Annotated in this window: 22 protein-coding genes; 8 read left to right on the top strand and 14 right to left on the bottom strand. The window is 45.2% G+C overall.

The features are described from left to right. Positions 1-5: 5 nt before the first annotated feature. From AB4486_RS12170 to AB4486_RS12150, 5 genes are all read right to left on the bottom strand, one after another. On the bottom strand, positions 6-755 hold the full coding sequence (locus AB4486_RS12170) for an NRDE family protein (RefSeq protein WP_372074948.1): 750 nt from the start codon (positions 753-755) through the stop codon (positions 6-8). Position 756: 1 nt separating this feature from the next. Next, on the bottom strand, positions 757-1,299 hold the full coding sequence (locus tag AB4486_RS12165; protein WP_081230983.1) for a hypothetical protein: 543 nt from the start codon (positions 1,297-1,299) through the stop codon (positions 757-759). A gap of 19 nt (positions 1,300-1,318) precedes the next feature. Further along, positions 1,319-2,452 carry a D-alanine--D-alanine ligase gene (locus tag AB4486_RS12160; RefSeq protein ID WP_371725124.1) on the bottom strand — a complete coding sequence of 378 codons (1,134 nt, stop codon included), beginning with the start codon at positions 2,450-2,452 and terminating at the stop codon, positions 1,319-1,321. Next, positions 2,449-3,036 carry a DedA family protein gene (locus AB4486_RS12155; RefSeq protein WP_372115842.1) on the bottom strand — a complete coding sequence of 196 codons (588 nt, stop codon included), beginning with the start codon at positions 3,034-3,036 and terminating at the stop codon, positions 2,449-2,451. The genes AB4486_RS12160 and AB4486_RS12155 overlap by 4 nt, the downstream gene beginning before the upstream one ends. A 284-nt stretch (positions 3,037-3,320) precedes the next feature. Continuing rightward, entirely contained in the window at positions 3,321-5,297 is a 1,977-nt protein-coding gene (locus AB4486_RS12150) for a bifunctional 2',3'-cyclic-nucleotide 2'-phosphodiesterase/3'-nucleotidase (protein WP_017069395.1), read from the bottom strand. Positions 5,298-5,711: 414 nt separating this feature from the next. Here AB4486_RS12150 and cysD point away from each other — a divergent pair, with 414 nt between their 5' ends. From cysD to cysC, 4 genes are all read left to right on the top strand, one after another. After that, positions 5,712-6,656: a sulfate adenylyltransferase subunit CysD gene (cysD, locus tag AB4486_RS12145; RefSeq protein WP_226088532.1), complete on the top strand. Its 945-nt coding sequence runs from the start codon at positions 5,712-5,714 to the stop codon at positions 6,654-6,656. 18 nt (positions 6,657-6,674) lie between these two features. Continuing rightward, positions 6,675-8,105, top strand: coding sequence for a sulfate adenylyltransferase subunit CysN (cysN, locus tag AB4486_RS12140; RefSeq protein ID WP_017063719.1), 1,431 nt, complete (start codon positions 6,675-6,677; stop codon positions 8,103-8,105). Between the two features lie 65 nt (positions 8,106-8,170). Further along, on the top strand, positions 8,171-9,895 hold the full coding sequence (locus AB4486_RS12135) for an SLC13 family permease (protein WP_372117254.1): 1,725 nt from the start codon (positions 8,171-8,173) through the stop codon (positions 9,893-9,895). A 24-nt stretch (positions 9,896-9,919) separates the two neighbouring features. Beyond that, positions 9,920-10,540 (top strand): adenylyl-sulfate kinase, encoded by a 621-nt coding sequence (cysC, locus tag AB4486_RS12130; RefSeq protein ID WP_017083764.1) that lies wholly within the window; start codon positions 9,920-9,922, stop codon positions 10,538-10,540. A gap of 163 nt (positions 10,541-10,703) precedes the next feature. Here the strand turns inward: cysC and AB4486_RS12125 are convergent, their stop codons facing one another. The 7 genes from AB4486_RS12125 to AB4486_RS12095 all read right to left on the bottom strand — a co-directional run bounded on the left by AB4486_RS12125 (position 10,704) and on the right by AB4486_RS12095 (position 16,485). After that, complete coding sequence (locus AB4486_RS12125) at positions 10,704-11,612, bottom strand: TIGR03899 family protein (protein ID WP_102320277.1); 909 nt, start codon at positions 11,610-11,612, stop codon at positions 10,704-10,706. A 514-nt stretch (positions 11,613-12,126) separates the two neighbouring features. After that, complete coding sequence (locus AB4486_RS12120; protein WP_017058892.1) at positions 12,127-12,642, bottom strand: DUF3299 domain-containing protein; 516 nt, start codon at positions 12,640-12,642, stop codon at positions 12,127-12,129. 14 nt (positions 12,643-12,656) lie between these two features. Beyond that, positions 12,657-13,916 (bottom strand): FtsX-like permease family protein, encoded by a 1,260-nt coding sequence (locus AB4486_RS12115; protein WP_017067558.1) that lies wholly within the window; start codon positions 13,914-13,916, stop codon positions 12,657-12,659. Next, positions 13,913-14,629 carry an ABC transporter ATP-binding protein gene (locus AB4486_RS12110; protein ID WP_372117253.1) on the bottom strand — a complete coding sequence of 239 codons (717 nt, stop codon included), beginning with the start codon at positions 14,627-14,629 and terminating at the stop codon, positions 13,913-13,915. The genes AB4486_RS12115 and AB4486_RS12110 overlap by 4 nt, the downstream gene beginning before the upstream one ends. Positions 14,630-14,770: 141 nt before the next feature. Continuing rightward, positions 14,771-15,511, bottom strand: coding sequence for a DUF2796 domain-containing protein (locus AB4486_RS12105; protein WP_372117252.1), 741 nt, complete (start codon positions 15,509-15,511; stop codon positions 14,771-14,773). Positions 15,512-15,551: 40 nt separating this feature from the next. Further along, positions 15,552-15,842 carry a DUF2607 family protein gene (locus AB4486_RS12100; RefSeq protein WP_017063722.1) on the bottom strand — a complete coding sequence of 97 codons (291 nt, stop codon included), beginning with the start codon at positions 15,840-15,842 and terminating at the stop codon, positions 15,552-15,554. 91 nt (positions 15,843-15,933) lie between these two features. Continuing rightward, positions 15,934-16,485 (bottom strand): YtfJ family protein, encoded by a 552-nt coding sequence (locus AB4486_RS12095; protein WP_017058897.1) that lies wholly within the window; start codon positions 16,483-16,485, stop codon positions 15,934-15,936. A gap of 253 nt (positions 16,486-16,738) precedes the next feature. Between AB4486_RS12095 and AB4486_RS12090 the strand changes: the two genes are divergently transcribed. Further along, positions 16,739-16,939, top strand: a complete 201-nt coding sequence (locus AB4486_RS12090; protein WP_017058898.1) for a DUF1107 family protein — start codon at positions 16,739-16,741, stop codon at positions 16,937-16,939. Between the two features lie 110 nt (positions 16,940-17,049). On the opposite strand, the gene msrA is transcribed toward AB4486_RS12090, so the two are convergent. Then, on the bottom strand, positions 17,050-17,679 hold the full coding sequence (gene msrA, locus AB4486_RS12085; RefSeq protein ID WP_017058899.1) for a peptide-methionine (S)-S-oxide reductase MsrA: 630 nt from the start codon (positions 17,677-17,679) through the stop codon (positions 17,050-17,052). A 195-nt stretch (positions 17,680-17,874) separates the two neighbouring features. On the opposite strand from msrA, the gene AB4486_RS12080 reads away from it, so the two are divergent. The 3 genes from AB4486_RS12080 to AB4486_RS12070 are packed head-to-tail and all read left to right on the top strand — an operon-like array spanning position 17,875 to position 23,717. After that, the gene (locus tag AB4486_RS12080; RefSeq protein WP_372117251.1) at positions 17,875-19,587 is read left to right on the top strand and encodes an autotransporter assembly complex family protein; all 1,713 of its coding nucleotides are present in this window, start codon (positions 17,875-17,877) and stop codon (positions 19,585-19,587) included. Then, positions 19,584-23,342, top strand: coding sequence for a translocation/assembly module TamB domain-containing protein (locus tag AB4486_RS12075; RefSeq protein WP_372117250.1), 3,759 nt, complete (start codon positions 19,584-19,586; stop codon positions 23,340-23,342). Before AB4486_RS12080 ends, AB4486_RS12075 begins: the two co-directional genes overlap by 4 nt. Positions 23,343-23,360: 18 nt before the next feature. Next, a complete protein-coding gene (locus tag AB4486_RS12070; protein WP_017069403.1) occupies positions 23,361-23,717 on the top strand; it encodes a gamma-glutamylcyclotransferase in 357 nt (118 codons plus the stop codon). Between the two features lie 87 nt (positions 23,718-23,804). On the opposite strand, the gene fbp is transcribed toward AB4486_RS12070, so the two are convergent. Further along, the gene (fbp, locus tag AB4486_RS12065; protein WP_008220458.1) at positions 23,805-24,815 is read right to left on the bottom strand and encodes a class 1 fructose-bisphosphatase; all 1,011 of its coding nucleotides are present in this window, start codon (positions 24,813-24,815) and stop codon (positions 23,805-23,807) included. Positions 24,816-24,930 lie beyond the last annotated feature (115 nt).

Here is a 24,930-nt window from a genome sequence, read left to right as displayed (position 1 = left end):
TCCATCTATAGATTGATTGCGGGTGATAAATCAAAGGTAAAGCGCTGCTGATTTATCTGGCATGGTTTAATGGGTTCGCATGGTGAGCCGGGTGCATAAAACATAGAGGCTTGGCCATGCAGATTACGTAAGTGTGTAAAGCTCACTGTATGTGCGTCTTCGCGATGCATACAGGTTGCTAAATGAGGTTGTTCGTTGTGATGGTGAGAGTGAAACTTAAGTAAGTTCTGTTGATTCTTACCTGTTGCCATAAGCTGATCGTATTTTGCTTGTCGGTAAGCTTGCACTCGCTCTAAATCAACACCGGATGAGAAGAGTGGAGAATCGGTGTCGACTATTTGCTGTTGAATACCATCCCACATGTAGGCGATAACCAGACCATTGTGTTGGGTTAGATTGGGCGCGAAAGCCAGCAAGGTAAATGGGGCAAAAGAGTGTAGGTCTAGCTTGTGAAATGCTTCAGAGAGCTGACTGATATTACGACTCGATGATAGGTTTTTAAGTAGCAAACCGCGGCTTACTAAAGGACCAACGGGCACTGTGCCTTGATAGTTATTGAGTAGGCACAGCGAAAGCCCGAACTCATTAATACTTATCCAGCTACCGCCGCCAGTTGGGTCGAGTGGCATGATGATATCGACACCGTTGACTCGATATTGTCTAGGTGGCATTGCCAGTGCCCGCGTCTTTTGTTCATCACGATTAAAAAAGACCTGATAACCATTTTCTTCAAGCAGCCAAGATACTGAACACATATTATTGCTCCCTCAGATAGCTGCTGGTGGTTGGGGCATAACCAAAGGTGTTGCAGGTCTCGACGTCTAGGAAGGTGGTGATCACCTTGATCATAGCGTAATGATGATTGGCATGCAGTGCGGCAAAGGTGACCTCTCTTTCGAGCGTTGAAGGCAGGCTTGCGAACACTTGAGCGTCCATCGAAACTTCGGTTTGGATCATGATAGGCGCTTCGAGATCTCGACGGTCTAATCGCTCAAGCCAGTTGATCACATAGTGGATCTCTTTGACTGCAATAGAGCGGTCGTATTCGACAGGATGACCACGACGACGAGTGTTGTAATCAACGGTCTCATCCTCTTTTAAAATCAAGGCGTGAAAAAGATCCAGTGTGTGACGAGTATGTTCACCGATAGAGCTTGTAACGTGTGGCTTTGCTCGTGTTAGGTAATCGCTGTCAGAAATCGCTAACAAAAACTCTAGACCCTGATTCAATATCTCTACCGCTCCCTTGATGCTAGGAGAGAAAGAAGTAAGGGCGCTCGGCTGGGCTATGGGGTTCATTCATGATCCTCGTGAAAAGTTAGTCGGTAGTCGGATATTGTTGAACAAGACGTCGCTCTTCTTGCCACGCCGCAAATAAGCTCTTGAAAGAAGGGGATTGGTGGCCTCGTTGTTTTTGCTGAGCGCCAATATCAAAAAGAATGCGATATTGCAGAAGTAGCGTGGAAAATATCTCTCGCAATGGGGTGTTGCGATCCCAGATATGTCCAGCCTCACTGCTTGCGCCATTGACCTCAAGAATCGTGAAATCCTCGCCGTTCATTAGGCTGTGCATGTCCTTAAACTTGACGTCGAGTCGACCAAAGTGAAAGCCATCGAAGTCGTCGAATATCTCGTCTAAGCGTTCGGTTAAAGCCTGAGTGATGTATTGATTACCGTCTCGGAAGATACAGCCACGGCTATGGCTGCCTGCAAACGCGAGTTGGAACTCTTCGCCCTCTGCGAGCACTTGATCCAATTTATCTTCATGTCTCGGTAGATACAGGTGACTAAGCTGCCCAGCACGCGGGCTATTTTCAATTAACTGTTTGAGTGTCGACTTGCCATCACCCATCACCATTGGTGCGTATTTGAGTGTGATCGAGATGATCTCGCCTTGCTTTTTGTTTGGGTAACGAACATAGAAAACACCCGCTTCGGCTTGATAAGGCGCCTTTTTCTGCAGTAGAAAGCGAGCATTATTTGGGAAAGATTCAACATACTGCTCAAGTTGATCTTGTGTGTTGATCAGCTTAACTCCGACACCTCGACAGCCAAGATCCGGCTTAGCCACGATAGGGAAATCAAGATCCGTTTGTATGAGTGCGCTGCGTGCGTCTTCGGCTTGTTTTTTACTGCTGAGATCCGTTTTGGTTAGGGTGATAAACGGTGAGATCCAACGCTGACTTGAAGATCCGGCAAGGCTTAATATCTCGTGTTTTGATTCGCCGACCATGCCACTGAGTTTGATGCTCGGATTGGCGATGAGCGGCAGCGCCCAGTCAAAGTGCCGTAACCCTTGCATCAGGCTTTGAATGACCACTGGCGTGTAGAAGAACCAAGTCGGAAGAAACTCATAAGGAGAGACACTTCGCACGGTATCTTTTTCAAGCAGAGGCATACCTGCATTAATTTGATGTGCGGGAATGATGCGAATATCTTGCGGTGAACTCATGATAGCCCTCTAGAGTAGGTTTTATTCATTAATCGATTGCCGATAAACAGCAAAACGATGGCACACGGGATGATGATCCATTGATATTCAGAGGCTTGCAGCCAGGCTGATGTCCCTAAATAGTAGATGGCAGAGAAGACAATGCCAGTCCAGAGCGCAGTTGCGCTGATGACGGCAAATAAGAAAGTAGGCAGTGGGATGGCGAAAAAGCCACTCAGAGTAAAACCAACGGTGCGTAGCCCAGGAATAAAGCGGATAGCAAAAAGGCTGCTGAATGCGTTTTGGCGTAATTTGGTACGAAGCGAACGAAAGTACTTATTGGTGAGGGCTTTATATCGAACGCCTCGGAAGTAACGTCCTGATTTTCCTAGGTAGTAGAGGCCCAAGTCACCTGTGGCAATACCGATGAAAATGGCAAGCAGAGCATATTGAGGAGGAATGAGCCCTTGAGTGGCTAAACCGGCAGCGGTAACAATCGCAAGATCTTCAAGCAGGTAAGAAAGCGCGATAATGCCAAGCATCAGCCATAGCAGCGACTCCTCCCCTGAATGTAACCATGCTTGAATGCTCTCGACCGTGCTCATCAAATGTCCTTTTCTATCCTATAGATGAATGGCTTAATGACCATTCATTGAGTGTAGTAAATTAAATAGACACGAGGAGCAGAGAAAAACTTACAGACAATTAGCGCTTTTTTGTGTTGATTGGATGCAATGAGTGGTTAGAACTATGCGGTTTCGGTGCAGAATCAGAGGATGATAAAGGGTTAGAAACCTAAGATTTTTGCATGAATATTGAGAAGAAAACAAAAAGGCTGAGTCGTTAAACTCAGCCTTTCAGAACGTTAACTATGGATTACTTAAGCAATCTATTTAGTTAGGTCAATCTGGTAAACAGCGAAACCAACATCGTCAGTCGCAACACGTTTCATCGGGTATTGACCCTTCTCTTTAATGAACTCTGCTGCTTTGTCGCTTGGAGATGTTTCAAAGCGGATATCTAGCTTGTTATCCGTTTTGATTGGCGCAAATGACCAATTGTTATCCGCGCTTGGGCTCACTTGACCTTGCTCTTTGCTTACGCGAGAGATGTAGTTTGCAAGAACAGTACGGTTCTCATCTGGTGCATCAAATGCGATGAAGTCTTCACCTGTGCCTGGGAACTTAGCGCTGTATGCACGGTAGTTGTTGGTGGCGATCAGGAAGTCTTGCTTCATGTCGATTGGCTTACCTTGGTAAGTTAGGCCAACAATACGCTGTGAGTCAGGGTTAACCACTTTACAGTTTGCGTCGTATTTCGCAGGTTGAGTTACGTCGATTTGGTAATCAACACCATCGATAACATCGAAGTTGTAAGTGCGGAAATTATCCCACTCGATCAACTGTTGTGGTGCTGTTGAGTTAACATCCACTTGGTTGAACTGACCAGCAGAACACTCGAGCCACTCTTTTACTTCGTGACCTGTTACCTTCATCGCAACTAGCGTGTTCGGGTAAAGGTACAAGTCAGCTGCGTTACGGAATGTCAGTTGACCAGATTCAACCTCAGTGAAGTTCGCTGGGTCATTCTTACGGCCACCGGCCTTGAATGGTGCAGCTGCTGAAAGTACTGGCGTACCATCTAGGTCAGGGTCACCTTGGATGAACTGTTCAACGTAATCTTTCTGTGCAAGGTTAACGATTTGAACTGTTGGATCGTCTTGTACTAGAGACAAGAAGCTGTACATCACATCGTCTGCTTTACCAATCGGTTGGTTAACAAACTCACGAGTACCAGCGTGGTCTTTTTCTAGTGCTGTTACGATGCCTTCATCAGCTGCAGCAAGAGATTTCTTCTCGATTTTGTCGTAGATAGGGCGCGCTTCTGATTGGCCTTTAACAACTTCCCACTTACCGTCTTTTTGTGCAAGTGTTAGATCCATAACACCAACGTGGCTACCCCAACGACCAGGCATTACTGCCGCAACGCCGTTCATGGTGCCAGTTTCGTTGTCGATGCCTTGAATGTCATCAAAACCTTTACCTGGGAAAACTGCGTGAGAGTGGCCGAATGCGATCGCATCGATGCCGTCTACTTCAGATAGGTAGAACGTTGAGTTCTCTTCGCCATTTTTGTATGGGTCAGTTGATACGCCTGAGTGAGGGATAGCAACGATAACTTCAGCGCCTTCCGCTTTCATTTGAGGCACTAACTCGTTAGCCGTCTCAATGATATCGCGAGCGATCACTTTGCCTTCTAGATTCTTCTTATCCCACGTCATGATTTGTGGTGGAACAAAACCGATGTAACCCACTTTTACTTCGTGCTCTACGCCAGCAGTATCTTCGAACGTGTGCGTCTTGATGATGTAAGGCGTGAAGTAGTGTTCTTTGGTTTCTGCGTCGTAAACGTTAGCACTGATGTACGGGAAATCAGCGTCGTTGATAGATTCTTCTAGGAACTCAAGACCGTAGTTGAATTCGTGGTTACCTAGGTTTGCAGCGTCGTAGCTTAGTTGGTTCATAGCTTTGTATGCAGGGTGAACTTCGCCCGCTTCGATGCCTTTGTCTGCCATGTAGTCACCCATTGGGCTACCTTGCAGCAAGTCACCGTTATCAACTAATACGCTGTTGGTTACTTCGCTTTGAGCTTCTTTTACTAGAGTTGCAGTACGTGCTAAGCCAATTTTTTTCGATGGCTTGTCTTTGTAGTAGTCGTAATCCATTAGGTTGGTATGGATGTCCGTTGTCTCTACGACACGTAGTTTAATCACTTCATCGGTATCTGGTGTTGTTGTACAGCCTGCTAGAGTCAAACCAAGACCCGCAAGCACAGCCAATGACAAAGGTTTCATTGCAACTTTCATTTTGTAGCTCCAAAGTGGATAGTAGAAAATTCGTTGCGTAATGTAACAAAATGGAATGAAACAATGATTACAACGAATGTTAATTCGTGACTTAGATCGACTACTTTATGGTGTTCTGCAAGACGCCTCCCAAACCTGATTAATCGATGTGCAACTGATATCGATAATATTAGTCCATTCATTTCACCTGCTTATCGATAAATTCAATCCCTTATCAGCTTTTCGAATAAAAAATGAAATTTTAGAATTTCCAGTAATATGAGAGGCTCGTCATAATGCCTATATCAAGGACGTATCAGGCAGACGAATAGCAAGGATAGCTCAACACGAAGCTTCTGTTTTCTTCTAGTGCCAATACTCCCATTCACTCAAGTGGATGAGTTAAATCCCTTGCTTGGCAAGACCAAGTAATGAATTGCTCGTAACGCGAGCCTTAAAGGAAGCACTGAAATGGACCAAGAACGTTTAACCCACCTAAAACAGCTCGAAGCGGAAAGTATTCATATTATCCGTGAAGTAGCGGCTGAGTTTGATAACCCAGTGATGATGTACTCCATCGGAAAAGATTCTTCTGTGATGCTTCATTTAGCTCGCAAAGCGTTTTATCCAGGCAAAATTCCATTCCCGCTATTGCATGTAGATACGGATTGGAAATTCCGCGAGATGATTGAGTTTCGTGACCGTACGGCTAAAAAGTACGGCTTCGACCTTTTAGTACATAAGAACCCAGAAGGTATTGAGATGGGTTGTAGCCCATTTGTACATGGTTCTTCGAAGCACACTGACATCATGAAAACACAGGGCCTTAAGCAGGCGTTAAACAAGTATGGGTTCGATGCGGCTTTTGGTGGTGCGCGTCGTGATGAAGAAAAATCTCGTGCGAAAGAACGTGTTTACTCTTTCCGCGATAAGAACCATACGTGGGATCCAAAAAACCAGCGTCCAGAGCTTTGGCACACCTACAACGGTCAGGTTAATAAGGGCGAAAGCATTCGTGTCTTCCCGCTATCTAATTGGACTGAGCTCGATATCTGGCAATACATCTACCTAGAGAGCATCGATATTGTTCCACTTTACCTTTCTGATAAACGCCCAGTTGTTGAGCGTGATGGCATGCTGATCATGGTTGATGATGACCGTATGGAGCTGCAAGAAGGTGAAGTGATTGAAGAGAAAAGCGTTCGTTTTCGTACTTTAGGCTGTTACCCATTAACCGGAGCGGTTGAATCTGAGGCGAATACGCTAACGGGCATTATTGAAGAAATGCTGGTGGCGACGTCTAGTGAGCGTCAAGGTCGAGCGATTGACCATGATCAGTCGGGCTCTATGGAGCTGAAAAAGCGCCAAGGTTATTTCTAAGAATCTAAGGAAAGAAAAATGAATAGTGCAGTAGAAGCCGAATTGGCTGAACTAGGGATTGAAGGTTATCTAAGTCAGCATCAGCATAAATCTATGCTTAGATTTTTAACTTGTGGCTCGGTAGATGACGGTAAAAGTACGTTAATCGGTCGCTTGCTCCATGATACAAAACAGATTTATGAAGATCAGCTAGCAGCGGTTCACTCGGATAGCCAACGAGTGGGTACCACAGGTGAGAAGCCTGATTTAGCACTGCTTGTTGATGGACTGCAGGCTGAGCGTGAGCAAGGGATTACGATCGATGTGGCTTACCGCTACTTCTCGACTCAAAAACGTAAGTTCATTATTGCTGATACTCCTGGGCATGAGCAGTATACGCGCAACATGGCAACAGGCGCTTCAACGTGTGATCTGGCGGTGATCTTGATTGATGCTCGTAAGGGCGTTCTGGATCAAACACGTCGTCACTCGTTTATCTCTAACCTGCTTGGTTTGAAGCATTTCATCGTTGCTGTAAACAAGATGGATCTGGTGGAGTATTCACAAGATCGTTTTGAAGAGATTCGCGATCAGTATCTAGAGTTTGCAGAAAACCTAGAAGGTGAAACCAATATTCAGATCTTGCCAGTATCGGCGCTTGAAGGCATCAACGTTGCTGCACCAAGTAAAGAGCTTGCATGGTTCGAAGGCCCATCTCTGCTAGAAGTGTTAGAGAACGTCGACATTGACCAAAAGCGTTCGGCAGGTGAATTCCGATTCCCAGTTCAGTACGTCAATCGTCCTAACTTAGACTTCCGCGGTTTTGCTGGCACCGTTGCCTCTGGCCGTGTCAGTGTCGGTGATGAAATCAAGGCGCTGCCGTCGGGTAAAACCTCTAAGGTTGCACGCATTGTAACTTTTGATGGTGATTTGGAGTCTGCGCAAGCGGGCTTGGCAGTAACACTGACCCTTGAAGATGAGATTGATATCAGTCGTGGTGATTTGATTGTGCTAGAAAACGCGCAGATTGAATCCACTAACCACGTATTGGCTGACATCGTGTGGATGACAGAGCAACCATTGCAACCGGGCAAAGCTTACGACATCAAGATCGCAGGCAAGAAAACCGTTGGTCAGGTTGAAACGGTTCGTCACCAATACGACATCAACAACCTATCGACTCACGCTGTCGATGAGTTGCCATTGAATGGCATTGGCTTGTGTGAATGGTCACTGAACGAGACTGTCGCGCTGGATAAATACCGTGAAAGTGCCGATACCGGTGGCTTCATCGTTATCGACCGACTAACCAACGTGACGGTTGGCGCGGGTTTGATTCGAGACCGTTTGGACTCTGTTGAACAGCAAGTCGGTAACTTCTCTGCATTTGAACTTGAGTTCAACGCATTGGTTCGCAAACATTTCCCTCATTGGGATGCCAAAGATCTAAGCCAACTACTGAAGTCATAAACGACCAAGTAACAGCTTATTGAATCTGGCGGAAACCCATCGTTTCCGCCATAAAGGACGGGTATATGTGGCAACAAGGATTTGTATTAGCGATTTTGCTCGGCATCATTACTTGCCTGCTCGTTACCCGTATTAAGCCAAGCTTTATCTTTGCTGGCGCGGCGTTTATTGCTTTTATGGCTGGCATGATCGATTTGTCGAGCTTAGCCAATAACTTCACTAACTCCTCGTTACTGACTTTAATTCTTCTTATCCTCGCATCAAGTGCGTTGGAGAAAACTCGCTTAATCAGTTGGGTTAGCCGTAATATCTCAGAAGGTAGGCTAGGTACCGTGGTTGCGAAGTTGGGTATTTCCACAGCATTACTTTCTTCTTTTACTAATAACACGGCGGTGGTTGTCTCTTTGATCGGGGCGATCAAACGTAATCAACAACATGCGCCATCTAAACTGCTTATCCCTTTGTCATACGCTGCCATCTTAGGTGGAACCCTGACATTGATCGGCACCTCTACCAACTTGATCATCAATAGCTTTGTTGAAGATGCGGGTTTGCCGAGCTTAAACTTTTTTACACCGACCTTGATCGGTTTAGCGGTTTTGGTCGGCGGTGTGTTGATCCTCATTCCTCTGAGTTACTTCCTACCCAGCTACGATGATGGATCTCAAGATGATCTGCCTTACTTTTTAGAAGCAAGAGTGGAACCTGGTTCTCCTTTAGTTGGCCGCAGCGTAAGCGAGAATAACCTCAGAGCATTGAGAAAACTGTTCTTAGCGGAAGTGATTCGAGACGGTAAAACAACCGCGTCTATTGACCCTGATTTTATTCTTCAAGCTCGTGATCGATTACTGTTTTGTGGTGATGTCGAGAGTGTTGCGACACTGCAAGAAATCCAAGGTTTAACCCTGTTTGGTCAGCATCATTTGAATGGCCAGAGCTTTGTTGAAGTGGTGGTGAGTTCGTCGGCAAGCTTCTGTAACAAAACCCTGAAAACCAGCCAATTTAGAGATCGTTTCGATGCGGTTGTGGTTGCTATTCGTCGTGGCCATGAACGCCTAGAAGGTGGGCTAGGGAATATCACATTGACCGCTGGTGATACCTTGATTTTGGTTCCAGGTAAACGCTTTGAAGAACAGCGCCAACAACACAACAAAGAGTTTGTGTTGATGAATGACTTAGATTCGAGTGCCAAGCTTGATGCCGACAAATCGACGTTCGTTTTGCTCGGCTTTGCCAGTGTGATTGGGTTATCGCTCGCTGAAGTCGTGCCGATTATTAAAGGGCTAGCGGGATTTTTATTATTGCTGGTGGCATTTGGTGTAGTACAACTTGGTGAGCTTCGCCGCCGCTTCCCCGTCGATATTGTTGTGATCGTTGGTTCGGCACTCTCTATTGCTCAACTGATGATTTCATCTGGGTTGTCTGAGCGAATGGGGCTGATGTTTATGGAGGCCTTTAATGGCTGGGGCGTGTTTGGAGCGCTAGTCGCGACCTATTTCATGACGCTGGTCCTGACTGAGTTGGTGACCAACAATGCGGCAGCGGCACTCTCATTCCCCATTGGCTACAGTATGGCCGTCGGTTATGGCGTCGATCCAATGCCGTTTATTATGGCGGTTCTGTTTGGTGCCAGTGCCAGTTTTATTTCGCCATACGGCTACCAAACCAACTTACTTGTTTATAGCGTAGGTAATTACCACCTTACGGATTATCTGCGCATCGGCGTCCCAATCTCGATTGTTTATTCGGGTTTGGTGCTGACCCTAATTCCTTATTTTTTCCCATTTTAATGCTGTTTATTTAAAGGACTAATTATGACCGCAGTACTCAAACCAAAAGATGAGAATGTTGTGTGGCATCAACACTCGATTGATAAAACATTTCGCTCTGATCTGAAATCACAAAAGCCAGCCGTGCTCTGGTTCACGGGATTATCTGGTTCTGGGAAGTCGACAGTCGCTGGAGCATTAGAAAATCGCTTGGCACAGCTTGGTTACCATACTTACTTATTGGATGGCGATAATGTGCGTCATGGGTTATGTAGCGACCTTGGTTTCTCTGAGCAGGATCGCCGAGAGAATATCCGTCGTATTGGTGAGCTCGCTAAGTTGATGGCAGATGCGGGTTTGATCGTGTTGTCAGCGTTTATTTCTCCACATCAAGCTGAAAGGCAGTTGGTGCGTGATTTATTGCCGGAAGGTGAGTTTCTTGAGGTGTTCGTCAATACGCCACTCGAGGTTTGCGAACAGCGTGACCCTAAAGGTCTGTATAAGAAAGCACGTGCCGGAGAGATCCCGAACTTTACAGGTATTAGTTCAGTGTACGAAGCGCCTCAGAACCCTGAGATTGATCTACCTGCAGGTGAGAAGACACTCGATGAATTGGTCGAACTGTGTATTGATGCGTTGGAGAAGCGAAATATCTTAGCCAACTGAGATCGTTGGTATGACTAAGGCTACTCAGCTGTTTATCTGTTTATTCACGACCGATAAATAGTGCAGCCTTAGTTTACCGAGACAAGAAACCTATCCTCTAGATTCTCTTTATTCCTCTCTATACTTCACTTTTTACACCGTCTATTTTAGCTCCGTCGAGTGTCTAGACGGTGTAATTTACGCTGCTTTTCACTTCTGTCTGTACTGTGAATTTCTGGCTCAATAGTGCAATCAGTTGATCGTAATACTGCGTGTTTGGCTTGTTACCGAGCAAGGTACAAAGCTCATTGCCTGTAGGGCTGAATCGGTAGTAAACCAGCTTCACGCCTTTTGATAATGGTGCCAGTGACATGCTCTTACCTTGATAGGTTAGGTGCAGGGCTGGATCGAAATCAATCTCTCCGGATTCTAATTCTGTGCCCAGAATAATCCCGAGCTCTATCAAGTGGAGCAAGCTGGAGTAGGGCAGGTTGTGCCCACCAAGGTTGATGGTGTTGGTGGTGTCCCTTTTGCCAAAGTTGAATAGCCCAGCATGAGATTTAAAGCCGAGTAAGAGCTTTCTGCTGTTATCGCTACCAAAACTGCAGCCTAATGAAGCTGCTCTTTGTAAGGTCAGTGCTTCCTTTGGCGTCATGTCTTTTAAGATTTGCAGTGCCTTCATCGACGTCGAGCCTGGGTTGGTGACTTCTCGTTTCAGTACTTGAGCCCATAGCCTCTGCATCGATGTATTGTGGATCTCTTGTGCCATGTCGAAGAAACGGTATAGCCAGTCCTGATCCGGGTCTCCAGCCGCTTCATCCTTACATGAAGAGTGCGCCAACTTTAGAATCTGTTCTAGGTTCTTTTGGCGAAGCTCTCTACGTTTTTTCTCTCGCAATAGTGCCCGTTCGATAAGCGTACTCTCAGCTTTATCCTTTGGCTTGGCACTATGACTAATTAAGAAATCGAGGCCGAAGCTTTGTGCGATGTGCAGCATTCTGCTGGCACTGTCGGCAATATGAGGCTTTTTCTCATGCTTATGCTGTGTGTCGCTAGCATGCTCAATGATCACTGGCTGTTTGGTTTTTGACATAAGAGTACCGTTAGGAGACGACTCAAAACCAATCGTAGTAAATAATTGCTCAGCCTAGCTTGTTAAAACGCTTGATAACTGAGCTACAATTTTTGATTGTAGAATAACTACTTATCAAAAAGCTCCGCCTTGTTCTCAAGGCTTTTTCCTACGCTATTTCTGAACACTTACTTATTGTGATTGGTATAACTGTCTAAAATGTAACTCTTTATCTTATTGGTGGCTAGATTTTGCGAGCATAGTTGAAGGTTTCAACAAAATTTTACTTTTGTTAATGATAATAAAATGTTAAATTTGTTGTAATTCTCAAGGAGGAGTTATGAATCAAGTCAATGATAACAAGCTGAAGAAACAGCTTAGTATAGGGTTATTACTCGCGATTTATGTCGCTGTTCTAGCTTACTTATCTAATTACATCGCGTAATTCAGAAGAAAATTATCGTTATTAAACTGTTATTGAATGATCACACTCGTTCAGTGACGGCAGCTCATCCTTGAGCCACCCTTCTAATGACTACATGTCGTCATACTCTTCAATCGCAGTACCTTCAATAAGATAACCGGTTTGCGCTAAGTCATGGCTGATTGACTCAGTTTTCAGCGTTCCGACCAAATAGATCACATCCCATAACTGCTGTATTGGTGCACCTTTCGGGAACTTCACGTAGATGATTTGGTTCGGTGGCGGCGGTGGCACGTGGATACATGCGCCAAAGTACGGTACCAGCAGAAACTCAGTGATCATATTCTCATCACCTTCCAATGGAATCACAAAGCCAGGAATCTTCACTGTGCTGCCATTCAGCTCTGGGCGAACAGCACCAAGTGTCGATTGTTGAGGTTTGTCCATACTATTGTGGTCAACCATCGGCATACCAAATGAATCTAGCTGAGCACGTTCTGATTCTGGAATCAAATCAATCCATTCAAGTGTTAATACCGATTCGTCATTCTGAGTGGTTTCAGCGTGAGCTGTACTGATAAATGGGAACAGAAGTAGCCCAAGTATCAGTAGGAATTTGCGTTGCATCGTAGGTTCCTATTTTAGATTCGAATCGTCATGCCATCAGACAATGACTGGCGGTAAGCCCTGAAAGCGGGAATAAAGCCGATAATGATTCCAGCAACTTGTACCAGCATAAGCAGTTTCCACTCATGCGGTGTGATTGCGGATATCGATATGTTGATACCATAACTTTGTTGCACAATAGGAGCAACCACTGCGATCAGCGCAAACAATACTGCAACACCTAATGTAATGCCAAGGAAGGTTAGCGCACTGGCTTCACTGATCAGTAAACCAAACACATGACGAGGTCTTGCGCCCATCGCACGTAGGATGGCCATCTCTCGGCGCCTTTCTTGCAAGCTAGTGAGTAGGCTACTGAGCATGCCCAATAAACCGGCGACGACAACAAACCCTGAAACAATCAGTAGTGCTTGTTCTGCTACAGCCATCATTCCCCACAATTCGTGAAGCGCAATGCCCGGCATAATGGCGCTTAAAGGTTCTTGGCGGTAGTTATTGATTTCTCGTTGCAGTGCGAAGGTTTGGATCTTCGATTTAAGGCCAACCATCATCGCGGTAATCTGCTTCGGTTGGAAGTCACGTTGCTTTAGCGCTTCAGCATTCGGTGTGTGCCCGAGGTTGGCACCTGATTCCCAGCCAACATGAATTGCTTCGATTGCCTCTAGCGATACGTGTACGGTTTTGTCTACTGGTGTTCCTGTTGGCGCGAGTATTCCCACAATCTTGAAGGGCAGATTATCGTGACGGCTAAACGCAACATCACTGATACCGTGCGCAAGAATGATTTGATCACCTATTTTGTAATCTAGCTTCTTCGCGACGTCGGCACCAATCACTACGTCAAATAGCTGATTAAACTCTTTACCTTGTTGGAAAGTAAGTAATTGCTTACTTCCATAGCGATAGTTTTCAAAGTAACTATGATTTGTACCCATCACACGGAAGCCTTTGTGTGAATCGCCCAATGATATTGGTATCGCCCACTTTACTGCGTTGTGCTGGCTAAATTCTTCATAGCTTTTCCAGTCGATGTTGTTGGTCGCATTACCGATTCTAAATACGGAATAAAGCAGCAGGTTTACCTGACCAGAGCGGCCACCGACGATAAGGTCAGTACCTGAAATCGTATTGGCGAAGCTGCTCTTAGCTTCGGTTCTTACACGTTCCACACCGAGTAATAGAATGACGGATACAGCCACAGTGAGAATAGTTAGAATGGCTGTGGCTTTACGGTTGAGTACGCTTTTTAAGGCTAAGTGAGTAATTACTTTCATACGACAACCTTAGCTTGGTTAACGGTTTTTAAATCTATGGTTCGAATGAACAACTTTTCTAGTGTTGGATCATGGCTAACAAAGATAAGAGTAGAACCTGCCTGGTTGGCTTGTTCTAACAACAGTTCGATAAAAGCTTCTCGGTTGTCATGATCCAAAGCCGAGGTTGGCTCGTCGGCAATAATGATTTTGGGTTGGCCGATCAAAGCACGAGCGGCAGCAACACGTTGTTGTTGACCGATGCTCAACTCGGTAACTGGCTTGTCCATTAAAGCTTGAGGTAGCTTTAATCGGAGTAACAACTCTCGAGCCGTCTCTTGTAAGCTTTTCTGGCTTTCAGCGACTTGCTGTTTACGAATCTGTGAAAACTGGCAAGGAAGCGTCACGTTATCGATAACTGATAGATAAGGAAGCAGGTTAAATTGTTGGAAAATATAACCAATATGATCGGCTCTGAATTTATCTCTTTGACGAGGTGTAAGCTGAGTGAGGTCTTGATCAAGGATAGAGACTTCTCCTTGCTCAGCTTGGTTGATTCCGGTCAGTAGCCCTAACAAAGTTGATTTTCCACAACCACTTGGCCCTTTAATAAAAAGGTGCTCTTGGGCTTGGATGTGAAGAGAGGGGATCTCTAGCGTTGGTGGTAATTCAGGCTTCCAACGAAAGCTGATATTTTCGAGTTTGACCACAAGTGATGAACTGTCAGAAGACATGCTAGCTCCAATAATTAAAGCGGTGTATCTACTGGACAGTAATTTGAAACATAAATTCCCAGGAACACACCGATTTGAACAGCCAAGTAAGCGATGACTTACCTGGCTGTTTATTTTACGTTTAATCCGATCTAGGAGTGATTAGAATCGGAAACTAATACGCTCTGCGTTAAGCACTTCTTGTACTTGAGCTGTGTCTGTTAGTAGGTTCACCGTCATTTTTTCAGTGTTGCTGAACTTAGAGAACCACTGAGTGCCAACTGTGTCTAGCTTAGCAACATCTGAACATTCATAGTGGTACTCAACAGTGAACTCACCGTGGCCACCTTCTGAGTGATCGTGGCCTTCATGATCGTGGTGGTCGTGACCTTCGTGACCTTCGTGGTCATCATGATCGTGCTCAGCGTGGTCATGGTCTTTGTGGTCATCATGATCGTGTTCAGCGTGTTCAGCGTGGTCATGGTCTTTGTGGTCGTCATGATCGTGTTCAGCGTGATCATGGTCTTTGTGGTCGCCATAACCGTGTTCCGCATGGTCATGGCCTTCATGGTCGTCATGACCGCCTTCTAAGGTGTTTGCTACTGACTTGAACTTCAGAGTACAACTCGCATTGTTAAAACTAAACAGCTCTTCTGGCTTGTTTAATTGTGCGATAGCCTGTTCAAACACTTTCTTCTGTTCTGCAGTTTTTGGAGCATGTTCAAACCCAACCACATCTGCGCCTGGAGCTGTTACTTCAACAAGCAATTCTTGCCCATCTTGCGCGATGTTTACTTCAACTTGGCCATGTACGTGTGCATCATGAGAGCGGAATTCTTCGTTAGCTAGAGCATTTGTAGAGACAGTCATGCCGATAACAACGGCTAAAAAAGTAGGTTTCATGTTTTTTCCTGAATAAAGGTTAATTAAAAAGTAGTGGTAATTAAGCGATATTTACAGGAGGTGAGCGTGCCAAATAAGCGAAATATAGCCGCTGTAGTGAAGTTACTGACTCTGTGATAGCGACAGTAAATTCCGAATGGAACTCTGGAATCTGTGGTAGTGAGTGCGCTGTGATGAACTGATTAAGCGAAAACAGCTCACAATGGTGTGAGGTGTGGTGCTCTGGTGCGATATCCACAATGTGTGTTGCGGCTAACACGCTTAACATGAGCATAAGCCCAAGCAAGAAGCCTGTTTTGCGTTTCACATTGTTGGGTGTGTTTTGCCACATCAGGATGATTAACCACAGAATTAAAAAAAGGATACTGTTATAATATAACAATATCCTTTGGTTAGGTCTCGAAAAAGACGCGAATATCTTATTAAAGGCTCGCTTTAATCAACTCAATGACTTGAGTGACTTCTGATTCGTTTAATGCACCTTCTTTTACAAACAAGATTTTACCTTGATTGTCTTGAACGATAATCGCTGAGCTTTCTTCTTTTAGAGCCCATGTTGACGCAACGGCGCCGTCTTCATCTAGGACCATAGAAGACCATGGAAATTCTTCTTTGCTGCTTTCGGCAGACGACTTAACAAAAGACCCAGTACCCCAAATCGCATCATCTTGGTTGATGATAGTGGTGGTTTGGTAGCTGTCTTCTGAGAATTTCGATGCGGTAATGGCTGCCATCAGTGGTGCGTTGAGCTCTTTAGAGCTGCTGCGGCCAGCGATAGCTTGAACGACGCGAACTTTACCTAGAAGATCATTGGTTGCCCAAGCTTGATATCCAGTATTTCCGTCGTTTAGAACAATCTCACCATAGTTACTCACATCAACGGCAGGCAGGGTAGCGCCTACTGATAGGTTGTGAGCATTGGCGAAGAGTGGAGAGGCTGCGGCTAGAAAAGCCAGTAGAGTTTTGTTTTTCATTATATTTTTGTTCCGCTTATTGGTTTGCACAGGAAGTATAATATGAAATTTGAAAAATGCCTCTTTAACTTTTTTATCGTACGACGTAGAAAGAAGTTGCAGGCTTGTTACCAAAAGGTATAATGCATCAATATCAAGATGAACAATAGATTATCTTGCTGTTTGCTAAAGGAATTAGCGATTAAATGTGCTTTGAACAGCGACGCTGTTCAGGTATGTGACTGTAGTACTCAAATGGAATTGAGGTTGTATTATGTTAAGAAAATTTTCTACTTACCGTCCACGTCAGGTGGCGCGTTTCGTTAAAGTCCTGTTCAAAGGCCAATTTGCTATTGAAGGTGTTGGAGAGTTTCGCTTCGACCAAGGCAAGGTGCTACTTCCTGAAGTTTCAGACAAACAAAAGCTCACTATTTTTAAAGAAGTTAACGGCACCATTGCAGCGTTGCCGGTGTAACTGAGCTTTATCGATTTGTCTTGCACCGAATAGATTAACAATGAAAAGGGCTTCCTGATGGAAGCCCTTTTTTAATGCGTGTCGTTCACGATGGTATGTCGAACGGCACTTTATTGTGGAGGGAAGCACACACCTGTTCCACCCAACCCGCAATACCCATTCGGATTTTTAGCTAGGTATTGCTGGTGGTAGGTTTCTGCGAAAAAATATTTTCCAGCAGGCAGAACTTCCGTCGTGATCTCGTTGCCTAAAGATTCAGTCATTGCTCGTTGATATTCACGTTTAGAGTGCTCAGCGATAGATTGTTGTTCTTCACTGAAGGTGTAAATCGCAGAACGGTACTGAGTCCCTAAATCGTTGCCTTGGCGCATCCCTTGAGTTGGGTCATGACGCTCCCAAAAGGTTTCAAGTATTCGAGCTAGAGAGGTTTGTTCACTATCAAATATGACACGAACGACCTCGGTATGGCCGGTTTGCCCAGTACATACTTGTTCATAAGTGGGATTAACTGTGTATCCGCCAGCGTAACCAACGGATGTTGAAATAACGCCATCCAATTGCCAAAACAAACGCTCAGCTCCCCAGAAGCACCCCATACCAAACAGGACTTCTTGTTGAGAGCCCGTGGGTGCATCGAGCAGGTCGGTTTGATTGACGAAATGGCGCTCAGTGATTCGAATTGGGTCAGCATTTCCCGGTAGTGCGGTTGCTGCAGAAACCAGTTGTTGTTTGTTTAGCATGTTATATTCCTTTTCGCATACGTTTACCGCGCTGGCTTTTATTTAACGTGGGTTCATATTAACTGTTGGTCAATATTGAATAAGTCTTTAAATTAGACCGTGTTATTCCAGGATTTATTACAGACTCAATGCCTATTTAGCGGTATTATTTCTTTTCACTTATTAACGTATTGATAACTTCTTCACCAATTAAACATGATAAGAAAAACTTTACCAGTTCTGATTGGCACTCTATTGTCATCGACGCTCGCTTTCGCTGACGTTTCCCTTGAAATCAAAGGGCTAGATGGAGCGCTTGAGGATAATGTTGATGCTTATCTGAGTGCGATCCCTGAAGAAGAGTATTCGGTTTCACTAAGATTCCAATCCCGCTTGGAATCTATGATTAAAGAAGCCCTGAATGCGTTAGGCTACTACCACCCTAAAATCACATTTACTCACTCCGAAGATGATACCGAAATGACCGTTACGGTTGAGCCGGGAGAGCCTGTTGTTATTTATACTTCAGATATCGTTCTAACTGGTGAAGCCAAGGATGACCCAGACTTTTTAGCCTTGATAGCGAAGAGTAGCTTGTCTAAAGGTTCGACTCTGAATCATGGTAATTATGACTCTTTGAAATCGTCGATCCGCAACCTTGGCTTAGCGAAAGGCTACTTCGATGGTGCTTATGATCTTAGTAAGCTAGAAGTCGCTCCTGAATTGAACCGCGCTTATGTTCGTCTTCATTATAACAGTGGTATCCGCTATCACTTTGGTACTACTCAGGTTACTGGTAGCCAGATAGAAGAAGATAAGGTGCAGTCACTTAAACCATTTGAGGATGGCGAACCTTACTCAATCACCAAAGTCGGTGAGTACAACCAAAACCTGTCCAATACGGATTGGTTCTCCTCGGTATTTGTTGAACCAGGTTTAAGCCAGTTAGGCGAAGGCCGAGAGATCCCGATGAAGGTTAGCCTTGCTCCGCAAGCTCGTAACCAAATCGAAACGGGTATCGGTGTATCCACCGACCTTGGCGTAAAAGGCACTCTGAAGTGGAAAAAACCTTGGGTTAATGAACAAGGCCATAGCTTCAATAGCAGCCTGTCGATTTCTAAACCTGAACAGACGATTACCGCTACCTATAAAATCCCTCTGGATGACGTGCTGAACGACTACTATCAAGTTAAGTACGGTATGAAAAACTTGGATAATCGTGATACCAAGAGTTTGGAGTCAAACTTAGCGCTAGAAAGATATTGGCGACTGGATAACGGTTGGCAACGCACGGTCTTCATTCGATACTTGGTCGAAAACTATGAGCAAGGTTTGCAGGATGATTTAGCGCAATTTGTGCTGCCGGGTATCTCTTTCTCACGCACTCGAACGCGAGGCGGTTCGATGCCGATGTGGGGCGATAAACAAACCATTATGGTTGAAGCGGGTGATGATACCTTGTTATCTGAAACTAAGGTTGTTCGTTTTCAAGGTCAAACCGCTTGGATTCGAAGCATTGGCGACAATCACCGAGGCTTAACTCGACTTCAATTTGGCGGCAACTTTGCCGACGAGTTTGATAAGCTATCTCCCTCCCTAAGATTCTTTGCTGGTGGTGACAATAGCATTCGTGGTTATGGTTATGAGTCGATCTCTCCTCGAGATGAAAGTGGCGCACTAACGGGTGCCAAATTCATTGCAACCAGCTCGTTTGAATACCAATACCGCTTGGTTGGAAACTGGTGGGGCGCAGCATTCTACGACATTGGTGATGCATTTAATGACAAACCCGAATGGAAACACGGCACCGGCATCGGTGTTCGTTGGGCGTCACCTGTTGGTCCAGTGAGTTTAGATTTTGCTTGGGGTCTAGATGCAGAAAAAGGTGATGAGTTCCAGTTACACTTTAGTTTAGGGCCAGAATTATGATCAAAGTGATGGGCAAGTACATCAAGTGGACGTCGATCTCATTGACGTCTATTTTGCTGTTGTTGATAGCCTTGCTAGGTTTTGTTTTGTTCACCAATCCAGGGTTGAACACTGTGTTGTGGGGCGCTGAAAAAGCGTTGCCACAGCTTAAAGTGGAAAGCACTAAAGGGGCTCTGTTCCCGAGCTTTACGCTTAATAATGTTCAGTTTAAAGATGACAGCCTGCATATAGACACCAAAGTTCAAAAGTTGAACTTGGCGATTAATCCTCGCTGTCTGCTCGACCCTAAGTTGTGTGTCGATCGTTTAGCGATTCAAGGATTGGACTTCGCATTTACTGAACTGCCTCCGGCCTCTACAGAAGAAACAGAACCTACTCCGCCCGTAACATCGGTAAAAACACCGTTGCCAATCGTAATCAACCGTATCGCTTTGTCTGATATCAAGTTGAATATCTTAGGGCATGAAATTGAATGGAGCTTGTTCTCTACGGCTTTGAGTATGCAGGGCGAAAAGCTAACTGTATCGCCAACCTTATTCAATGATCTTAAGGTTAAACTCGCGGAGTCGACAGAAGAACCGCAAGCAGAAAAGGTTGAGCCAAAAGCTGCCGTTAAAACGGCTATCGAATTGCCGGAAGTCTGGATTCCTCTGCAGGTTGTGTTGGAGCGTTTTGACCTCAACCGTTTCACCTTAGAACAAGAAACACCAATCGTTGTTAACCACCTTGGGCTAGAAGCTCGCGCGGGCAAACACACGGTTGATGTTTCAACTCTCGAACTCGATATGCCACAAGCAAGCGCCAATCTAACCACGAAGGTTGAGCTCAAGGGCGGTTACCCGCTAGAACTTTCTTTGGATGCGTTGGTGAAAGAAACCGACCTTGTTGGGCAGAAGTTGTCTCTGAAAGCACAAGGCAGCGTGGCTAAGCTAAACCTAGACTCCCAATTTTCTGAGCTGATTGAGGCAAAGTTGTCTGGGGATATTCAACCCTTAGAACCGACTCTGCCATTTGACCTTCTTTTAGAGGGCGGACAAGCACAGTGGCCCCTTACCGGAAAAAGCGATTACCAAGCGACAATTGAGCAATTTAAAGCTGATGGCTCACTAGATGGTTTTAATGTTCTTCTTAAAGGTGAAGCCGATGGTAAGGAAATCCCTGAATTAGCCATCGATCTACAGGGTAAAGGCACGACGGAACAAATTGATCTCGAGCGTCTAAAGCTCAACACGCTAGGCGGTGAGCTTAACGGTGTCGTTAAAGCGAACTGGAAGAGTCTCGTTAACTGGCAAGCTGACGTGACACTCAAAGATATTCAACCGGGTCTGCAGTGGCCAGAAGCTGAGGGCAACATTAGTGGAAACATCGTCACCTCAGGTGAGTTGACGGAAGCGGGCGGCTGGGCGATTGAACTGCCTAAATTGGATATTGAAGGGATCTTGCGAGAATACCCTCTGGATATCGAAGGTCAGTTGTCAGCGTCGGATCGCAGCGCGAGCGGTGAACCAAAACTGAAAACCAGTGGTTTGAGCTTAGCTCACGGTGTTAACTCGATTAAGGCTCAGGGTGAGCTTGATAAGAAATGGGACATGGGTGTTGAGATTTACTTCCCTGAGCTTGTAAAAAGCGTCCCTGACTTGAAAGGTAAAGTGATTGGTAACATCCAGCTAAGCGGTCCAACGAAAGAGCCTGAAGTCGATCTCGCTCTAAATGTGGATAAGGTAGATTGGAATAGCGAAGCAACACTAGAATCCTTGTCGCTTAATGGCTCTGTGATTCCTCTGCCATTGCCTGAAGCTCAAGCTGATCTTGACTTAAAAGCTAAGAACTTAACCTATCAAGATCAAAGCGTAGAAAGCATTGCTCTCACGGTGAGTGGTGGTGAGAAGAAACACACAATGACACTTGATGTGATATCCGACATCGTGTCTACAAGCTTAGCTATTTCCGGAGAGTTGATTCAAAAGCCTTCTCTTATTTGGTATGGATCGTTAGACAGAGTCAAAATCACTACTCAGCAAGGTCCTTGGGTGTTAGATCAACCTGTCGCGATAAATGCGGATGTTGATAAACAGTTTGCCGATGTTCAAGCGCACTGTTGGAAACAATCGGGTTCGAGCGTGTGTTTGGATGAAGACGTTCGTGTCGGAAAATCGGGTGAGGCCAAAGTAGCCATCAATCAATTCGATTTCGAGCAGATTAAAGCCTTTGTGCCTAAAGAGACGCAATTACAGGGCTTAGTCAATGCGACTGCTCATGCAAAGTGGTCTGAACAAGATGAGCCTGAAGTCACGGTAAGCGTTGATATGCCGAAAGGTCAGGTTGTTCAACAAGTGGGTGAGCCAATCACACTGGGTTGGGAAAGCGTTGCATTGAATGCCCAACTGAAAGACAACAAACTGGATGCCGATTTTAAGTTGGATGTTTCCGACAATGGTGACCTGTCTGGCACGGTGTCGTTACCGGATATTCTTGCCGAAGACAAAATGGTCGATGCGGCAATTAAGCTGACCACGTTCCATCTTGATTTCTTACAACCAATTCTAGGTGAATACAGCTTATTGAAAGCCGACCTTGAGAGTGATCTTCAAGTTAAAGGCTCTCTGATGCACCCTCAAGTCTTTGGTCAATTCTCTGTTGATGGTATTCAAGTCAAAGGCGATGTTACGCCTGTTGATGTGAAAGATGGCCGCATCGACCTCGACTTTGATGGTTATAGTGCAAAACTGGATGCGAATGTCGAAACACCTGATGGTCACCTTGATATTGAAGGAACCGGAGATTGGCAAGATCTTAAAGCATGGCATTCGAACGTTAGAGTTTTCGCTGATGAGTTGATGGTTGATATCCCACCGATGGTTAAGGTGAAGGTCGTACCTGATATGACTATTGATGTCACACCAGATCTGGCGAAAATCACCGGTGATATTGCATTACCATGGGGACGAATTGTTGTTGAAGATTTACCACCGTCAGCGGTTGGCGTCTCTTCTGATCAGGTTATTTTGAATAAAGATCTAGAGCCAGAAAACGAAGATACGATTCCATTCAATGTGATGACGAATATTAATATCTCCATTGGTGATGACTTTAAACTGTCTGCCTTCGGTCTTGAAGGTGATTTGGTCGGTAAGCTCAACGTGGCTCAAAAAGACCAAGGTCCATTTATTACAGGTGAAGTGAACATCGTCGATGGTACTTATCAATCATTCGGGCAAGACCTCTTGATCGAAGAGGGTAAGATCCTAATGAATGGACCACCGGATCAGCCATACGTAGCCATCAACGCGATTCGTAATCCTGATAATACTCAGGATGACGTGACCGCTGGTATTCGAGTGACTGGCCCTGCGACAGAGCCTACCATCGAGATTTATTCTGACCCAGCGATGCCACAAGCGAACGCACTGTCTTATATTTTGCGTGGCCAAGATATCGACGGTGAGTCGAGCGGTTCGATGACAACGACTTTAATCGGTTTGAGTTTAGCGAAGAGTGGTAAGGTTGTTGGTGAAATCGGTGAAGCCTTTGGTGTAAAGGACTTGCAACTGGATACTGCAGGCTCTGGCGATGACTCTCAAGTGACGGTAAGTGGTTACATCCTGCCTGGCTTACAGGTGAAGTATGGTGTGGGTATCTTTAACTCGTTAGGTGAGTTTACCGTTCGTTATAGATTGATGCAGGATCTCTATGTTGAAGCTGTTTCTGGCCTAGACAGTGCTGTGGATCTTCTCTATCAATTTGAGTTCGAGTAGAGCCGTATGGGAGGGCATATGCAGCATCTTGTTTTTGTCTATGGAACCTTGAGGCAAGGTCAGTCCAATCACCATTATTTGCAGGGCTGCGATTTATTAGGGCAGTTTGATACACCTAAGGAATACGCACTTTTTGATTTAGGTGCCTATCCGGCGATGATTTTGGGAAAGAAAAGTGTCGCTGGTGAGGTCTATATCATTAACGACGAAATTTTAGAGTCGCTCGATCGGCTAGAAGATGTTCCTGTTGAGTATCGTCGTGAGCAAATAGAGACTATATTTGGATTAGCATGGGTATATTTGTATCAGCTTGATCTAACAGCTAATAAAGAAATACTTTCGGGTAACTGGTGTCAGCGGAACAATGATTCCTAACTAGTTAATCACCTTACGAGACAACAAAAAGCCAGCACTGAGGTGCTGGCTTTTTAATAGCGTTAGTTTGAGAATGAAATGAGAGGGTTACTCAGGGTTCAGCTCAAGAAACTCTTCTACTTTACGTACCATTTTTGTTGAACCAACGAAGAAAGGCACACGTTGGTGTAGCTCAGTTGGTTTGATATCCATGATACGCTGTGCACCGTCTGATGCAATACCGCCAGCTTGCTCCATAAGGAAAGCAATAGGGTTGCATTCATAAAGCAAACGCAATTTACCTTGAGGGTGGCTCTCTGTACTTGGGTATAAGTAGATGCCGCCTTTTAGCAAGTTACGGTGGAAATCAGACACAAGAGAACCAATGTAACGTGACGTGTAAGGGCGGTTATCGCTTGGCTCGCTTTCCTGACAGTATTTGATGTACTTCTTAACACCGGTTGGGAAGCGGATGTAGTTACCTTCGTTGATCGAGTAGATCTTGCCTTCGTCTGGAATCATCATGTTTTCATGAGATAGACAGAAAGTACCCAGAGATGGATCGTAGGTGAAACCATTTACGCCAGCACCAGTTGTGTATACAAGCATGGTTGAAGAACCGTAAATCACGTAACCCGCGGCTACTTGCTTGTGTCCGGGCTGTAAGAAATCTTCTTGTGTTGGTGGTGTACCGATCGGTGATACTCGACGGTAGATAGAGAAAATTGTACCAACCGATACATTTACATCGATGTTTGATGAGCCATCTAGTGGATCCATCAGTACAACGTATTTTGCGTTTTTGTTGAGCTCTTTATTGAAGGCGACAGCTTCGTCTTCTTCTTCACTTGCAACACCACAAACTTGGTCACGGGCTTCTAGAGCCGCTTTAAATTTGTCGTTCGCGTAAAGGTCTAGCTTTTGCTGCTCTTCACCTTGCACGTTGTCTGTACCAACAGCGCCAGTGATGTCGACTAGGCCAGCCTTGTTGATCTCACGGTTAACAATTTTTGCAGCAAGTCGAATAGACGACAAAAGGGATGATAGATCACCGCTTGCATGGGGGAAGTCACTCTGTTTCTCAACAATGAACTCACCAAGGGTGCGCATCTCAGACATGTTATTTCCTTAAACTTCTCTCAATATTAGGGGGGATTTGAGCACTGTAGATTCGGCCTCTTGAGTGGGCTTTATTCATCTAGACGCTTACCTAAATTCTAAAGGTTAGATCTTT

Origin of the sequence: Vibrio sp. 10N.222.55.C6, assembly GCF_041473395.1 — a bacterium.
Taxonomy (GTDB): Bacteria; Pseudomonadota; Gammaproteobacteria; order Enterobacterales; family Vibrionaceae; genus Vibrio; species Vibrio crassostreae_C.
The sequence above is the reverse complement of the archived record's forward strand: the minus strand, read 5'-3'. Positions and strand labels throughout refer to the sequence as shown.

Coding starts and splice junctions, on each gene's coding strand:
- AB4486_RS12095 (WP_017058897.1), bottom strand. CDS start 16,485: ATGAAAAACAAAACTCTACTGGCTTTTCTAGCCGCAGCCTCTCCACTC.
- AB4486_RS12155 (WP_372115842.1), bottom strand. CDS start 3,036: ATGAGCACGGTCGAGAGCATTCAAGCATGGTTACATTCAGGGGAGGAG.
- AB4486_RS12105 (WP_372117252.1), bottom strand. CDS start 15,511: ATGAAACCTACTTTTTTAGCCGTTGTTATCGGCATGACTGTCTCTACA.
- AB4486_RS12120 (WP_017058892.1), bottom strand. CDS start 12,642: ATGCAACGCAAATTCCTACTGATACTTGGGCTACTTCTGTTCCCATTT.
- AB4486_RS12150 (WP_017069395.1), bottom strand. CDS start 5,297: ATGAAAGTTGCAATGAAACCTTTGTCATTGGCTGTGCTTGCGGGTCTT.
- AB4486_RS12165 (WP_081230983.1), bottom strand. CDS start 1,299: ATGAACCCCATAGCCCAGCCGAGCGCCCTTACTTCTTTCTCTCCTAGC.
- msrA (WP_017058899.1), bottom strand. CDS start 17,679: ATGCTAAACAAACAACAACTGGTTTCTGCAGCAACCGCACTACCGGGA.
- AB4486_RS12075 (WP_372117250.1), top strand. CDS start 19,584: ATGATCAAAGTGATGGGCAAGTACATCAAGTGGACGTCGATCTCATTG.
- AB4486_RS12070 (WP_017069403.1), top strand. CDS start 23,361: ATGCAGCATCTTGTTTTTGTCTATGGAACCTTGAGGCAAGGTCAGTCC.
- AB4486_RS12135 (WP_372117254.1), top strand. CDS start 8,171: ATGTGGCAACAAGGATTTGTATTAGCGATTTTGCTCGGCATCATTACT.
- AB4486_RS12125 (WP_102320277.1), bottom strand. CDS start 11,612: ATGTCAAAAACCAAACAGCCAGTGATCATTGAGCATGCTAGCGACACA.
- AB4486_RS12110 (WP_372117253.1), bottom strand. CDS start 14,629: ATGTCTTCTGACAGTTCATCACTTGTGGTCAAACTCGAAAATATCAGC.
- AB4486_RS12170 (WP_372074948.1), bottom strand. CDS start 755: ATGTGTTCAGTATCTTGGCTGCTTGAAGAAAATGGTTATCAGGTCTTT.
- AB4486_RS12115 (WP_017067558.1), bottom strand. CDS start 13,916: ATGAAAGTAATTACTCACTTAGCCTTAAAAAGCGTACTCAACCGTAAA.
- AB4486_RS12090 (WP_017058898.1), top strand. CDS start 16,739: ATGTTAAGAAAATTTTCTACTTACCGTCCACGTCAGGTGGCGCGTTTC.
- fbp (WP_008220458.1), bottom strand. CDS start 24,815: ATGTCTGAGATGCGCACCCTTGGTGAGTTCATTGTTGAGAAACAGAGT.
- cysC (WP_017083764.1), top strand. CDS start 9,920: ATGACCGCAGTACTCAAACCAAAAGATGAGAATGTTGTGTGGCATCAA.
- AB4486_RS12080 (WP_372117251.1), top strand. CDS start 17,875: ATGATAAGAAAAACTTTACCAGTTCTGATTGGCACTCTATTGTCATCG.
- AB4486_RS12100 (WP_017063722.1), bottom strand. CDS start 15,842: ATGTGGCAAAACACACCCAACAATGTGAAACGCAAAACAGGCTTCTTG.
- cysN (WP_017063719.1), top strand. CDS start 6,675: ATGAATAGTGCAGTAGAAGCCGAATTGGCTGAACTAGGGATTGAAGGT.
- AB4486_RS12160 (WP_371725124.1), bottom strand. CDS start 2,452: ATGAGTTCACCGCAAGATATTCGCATCATTCCCGCACATCAAATTAAT.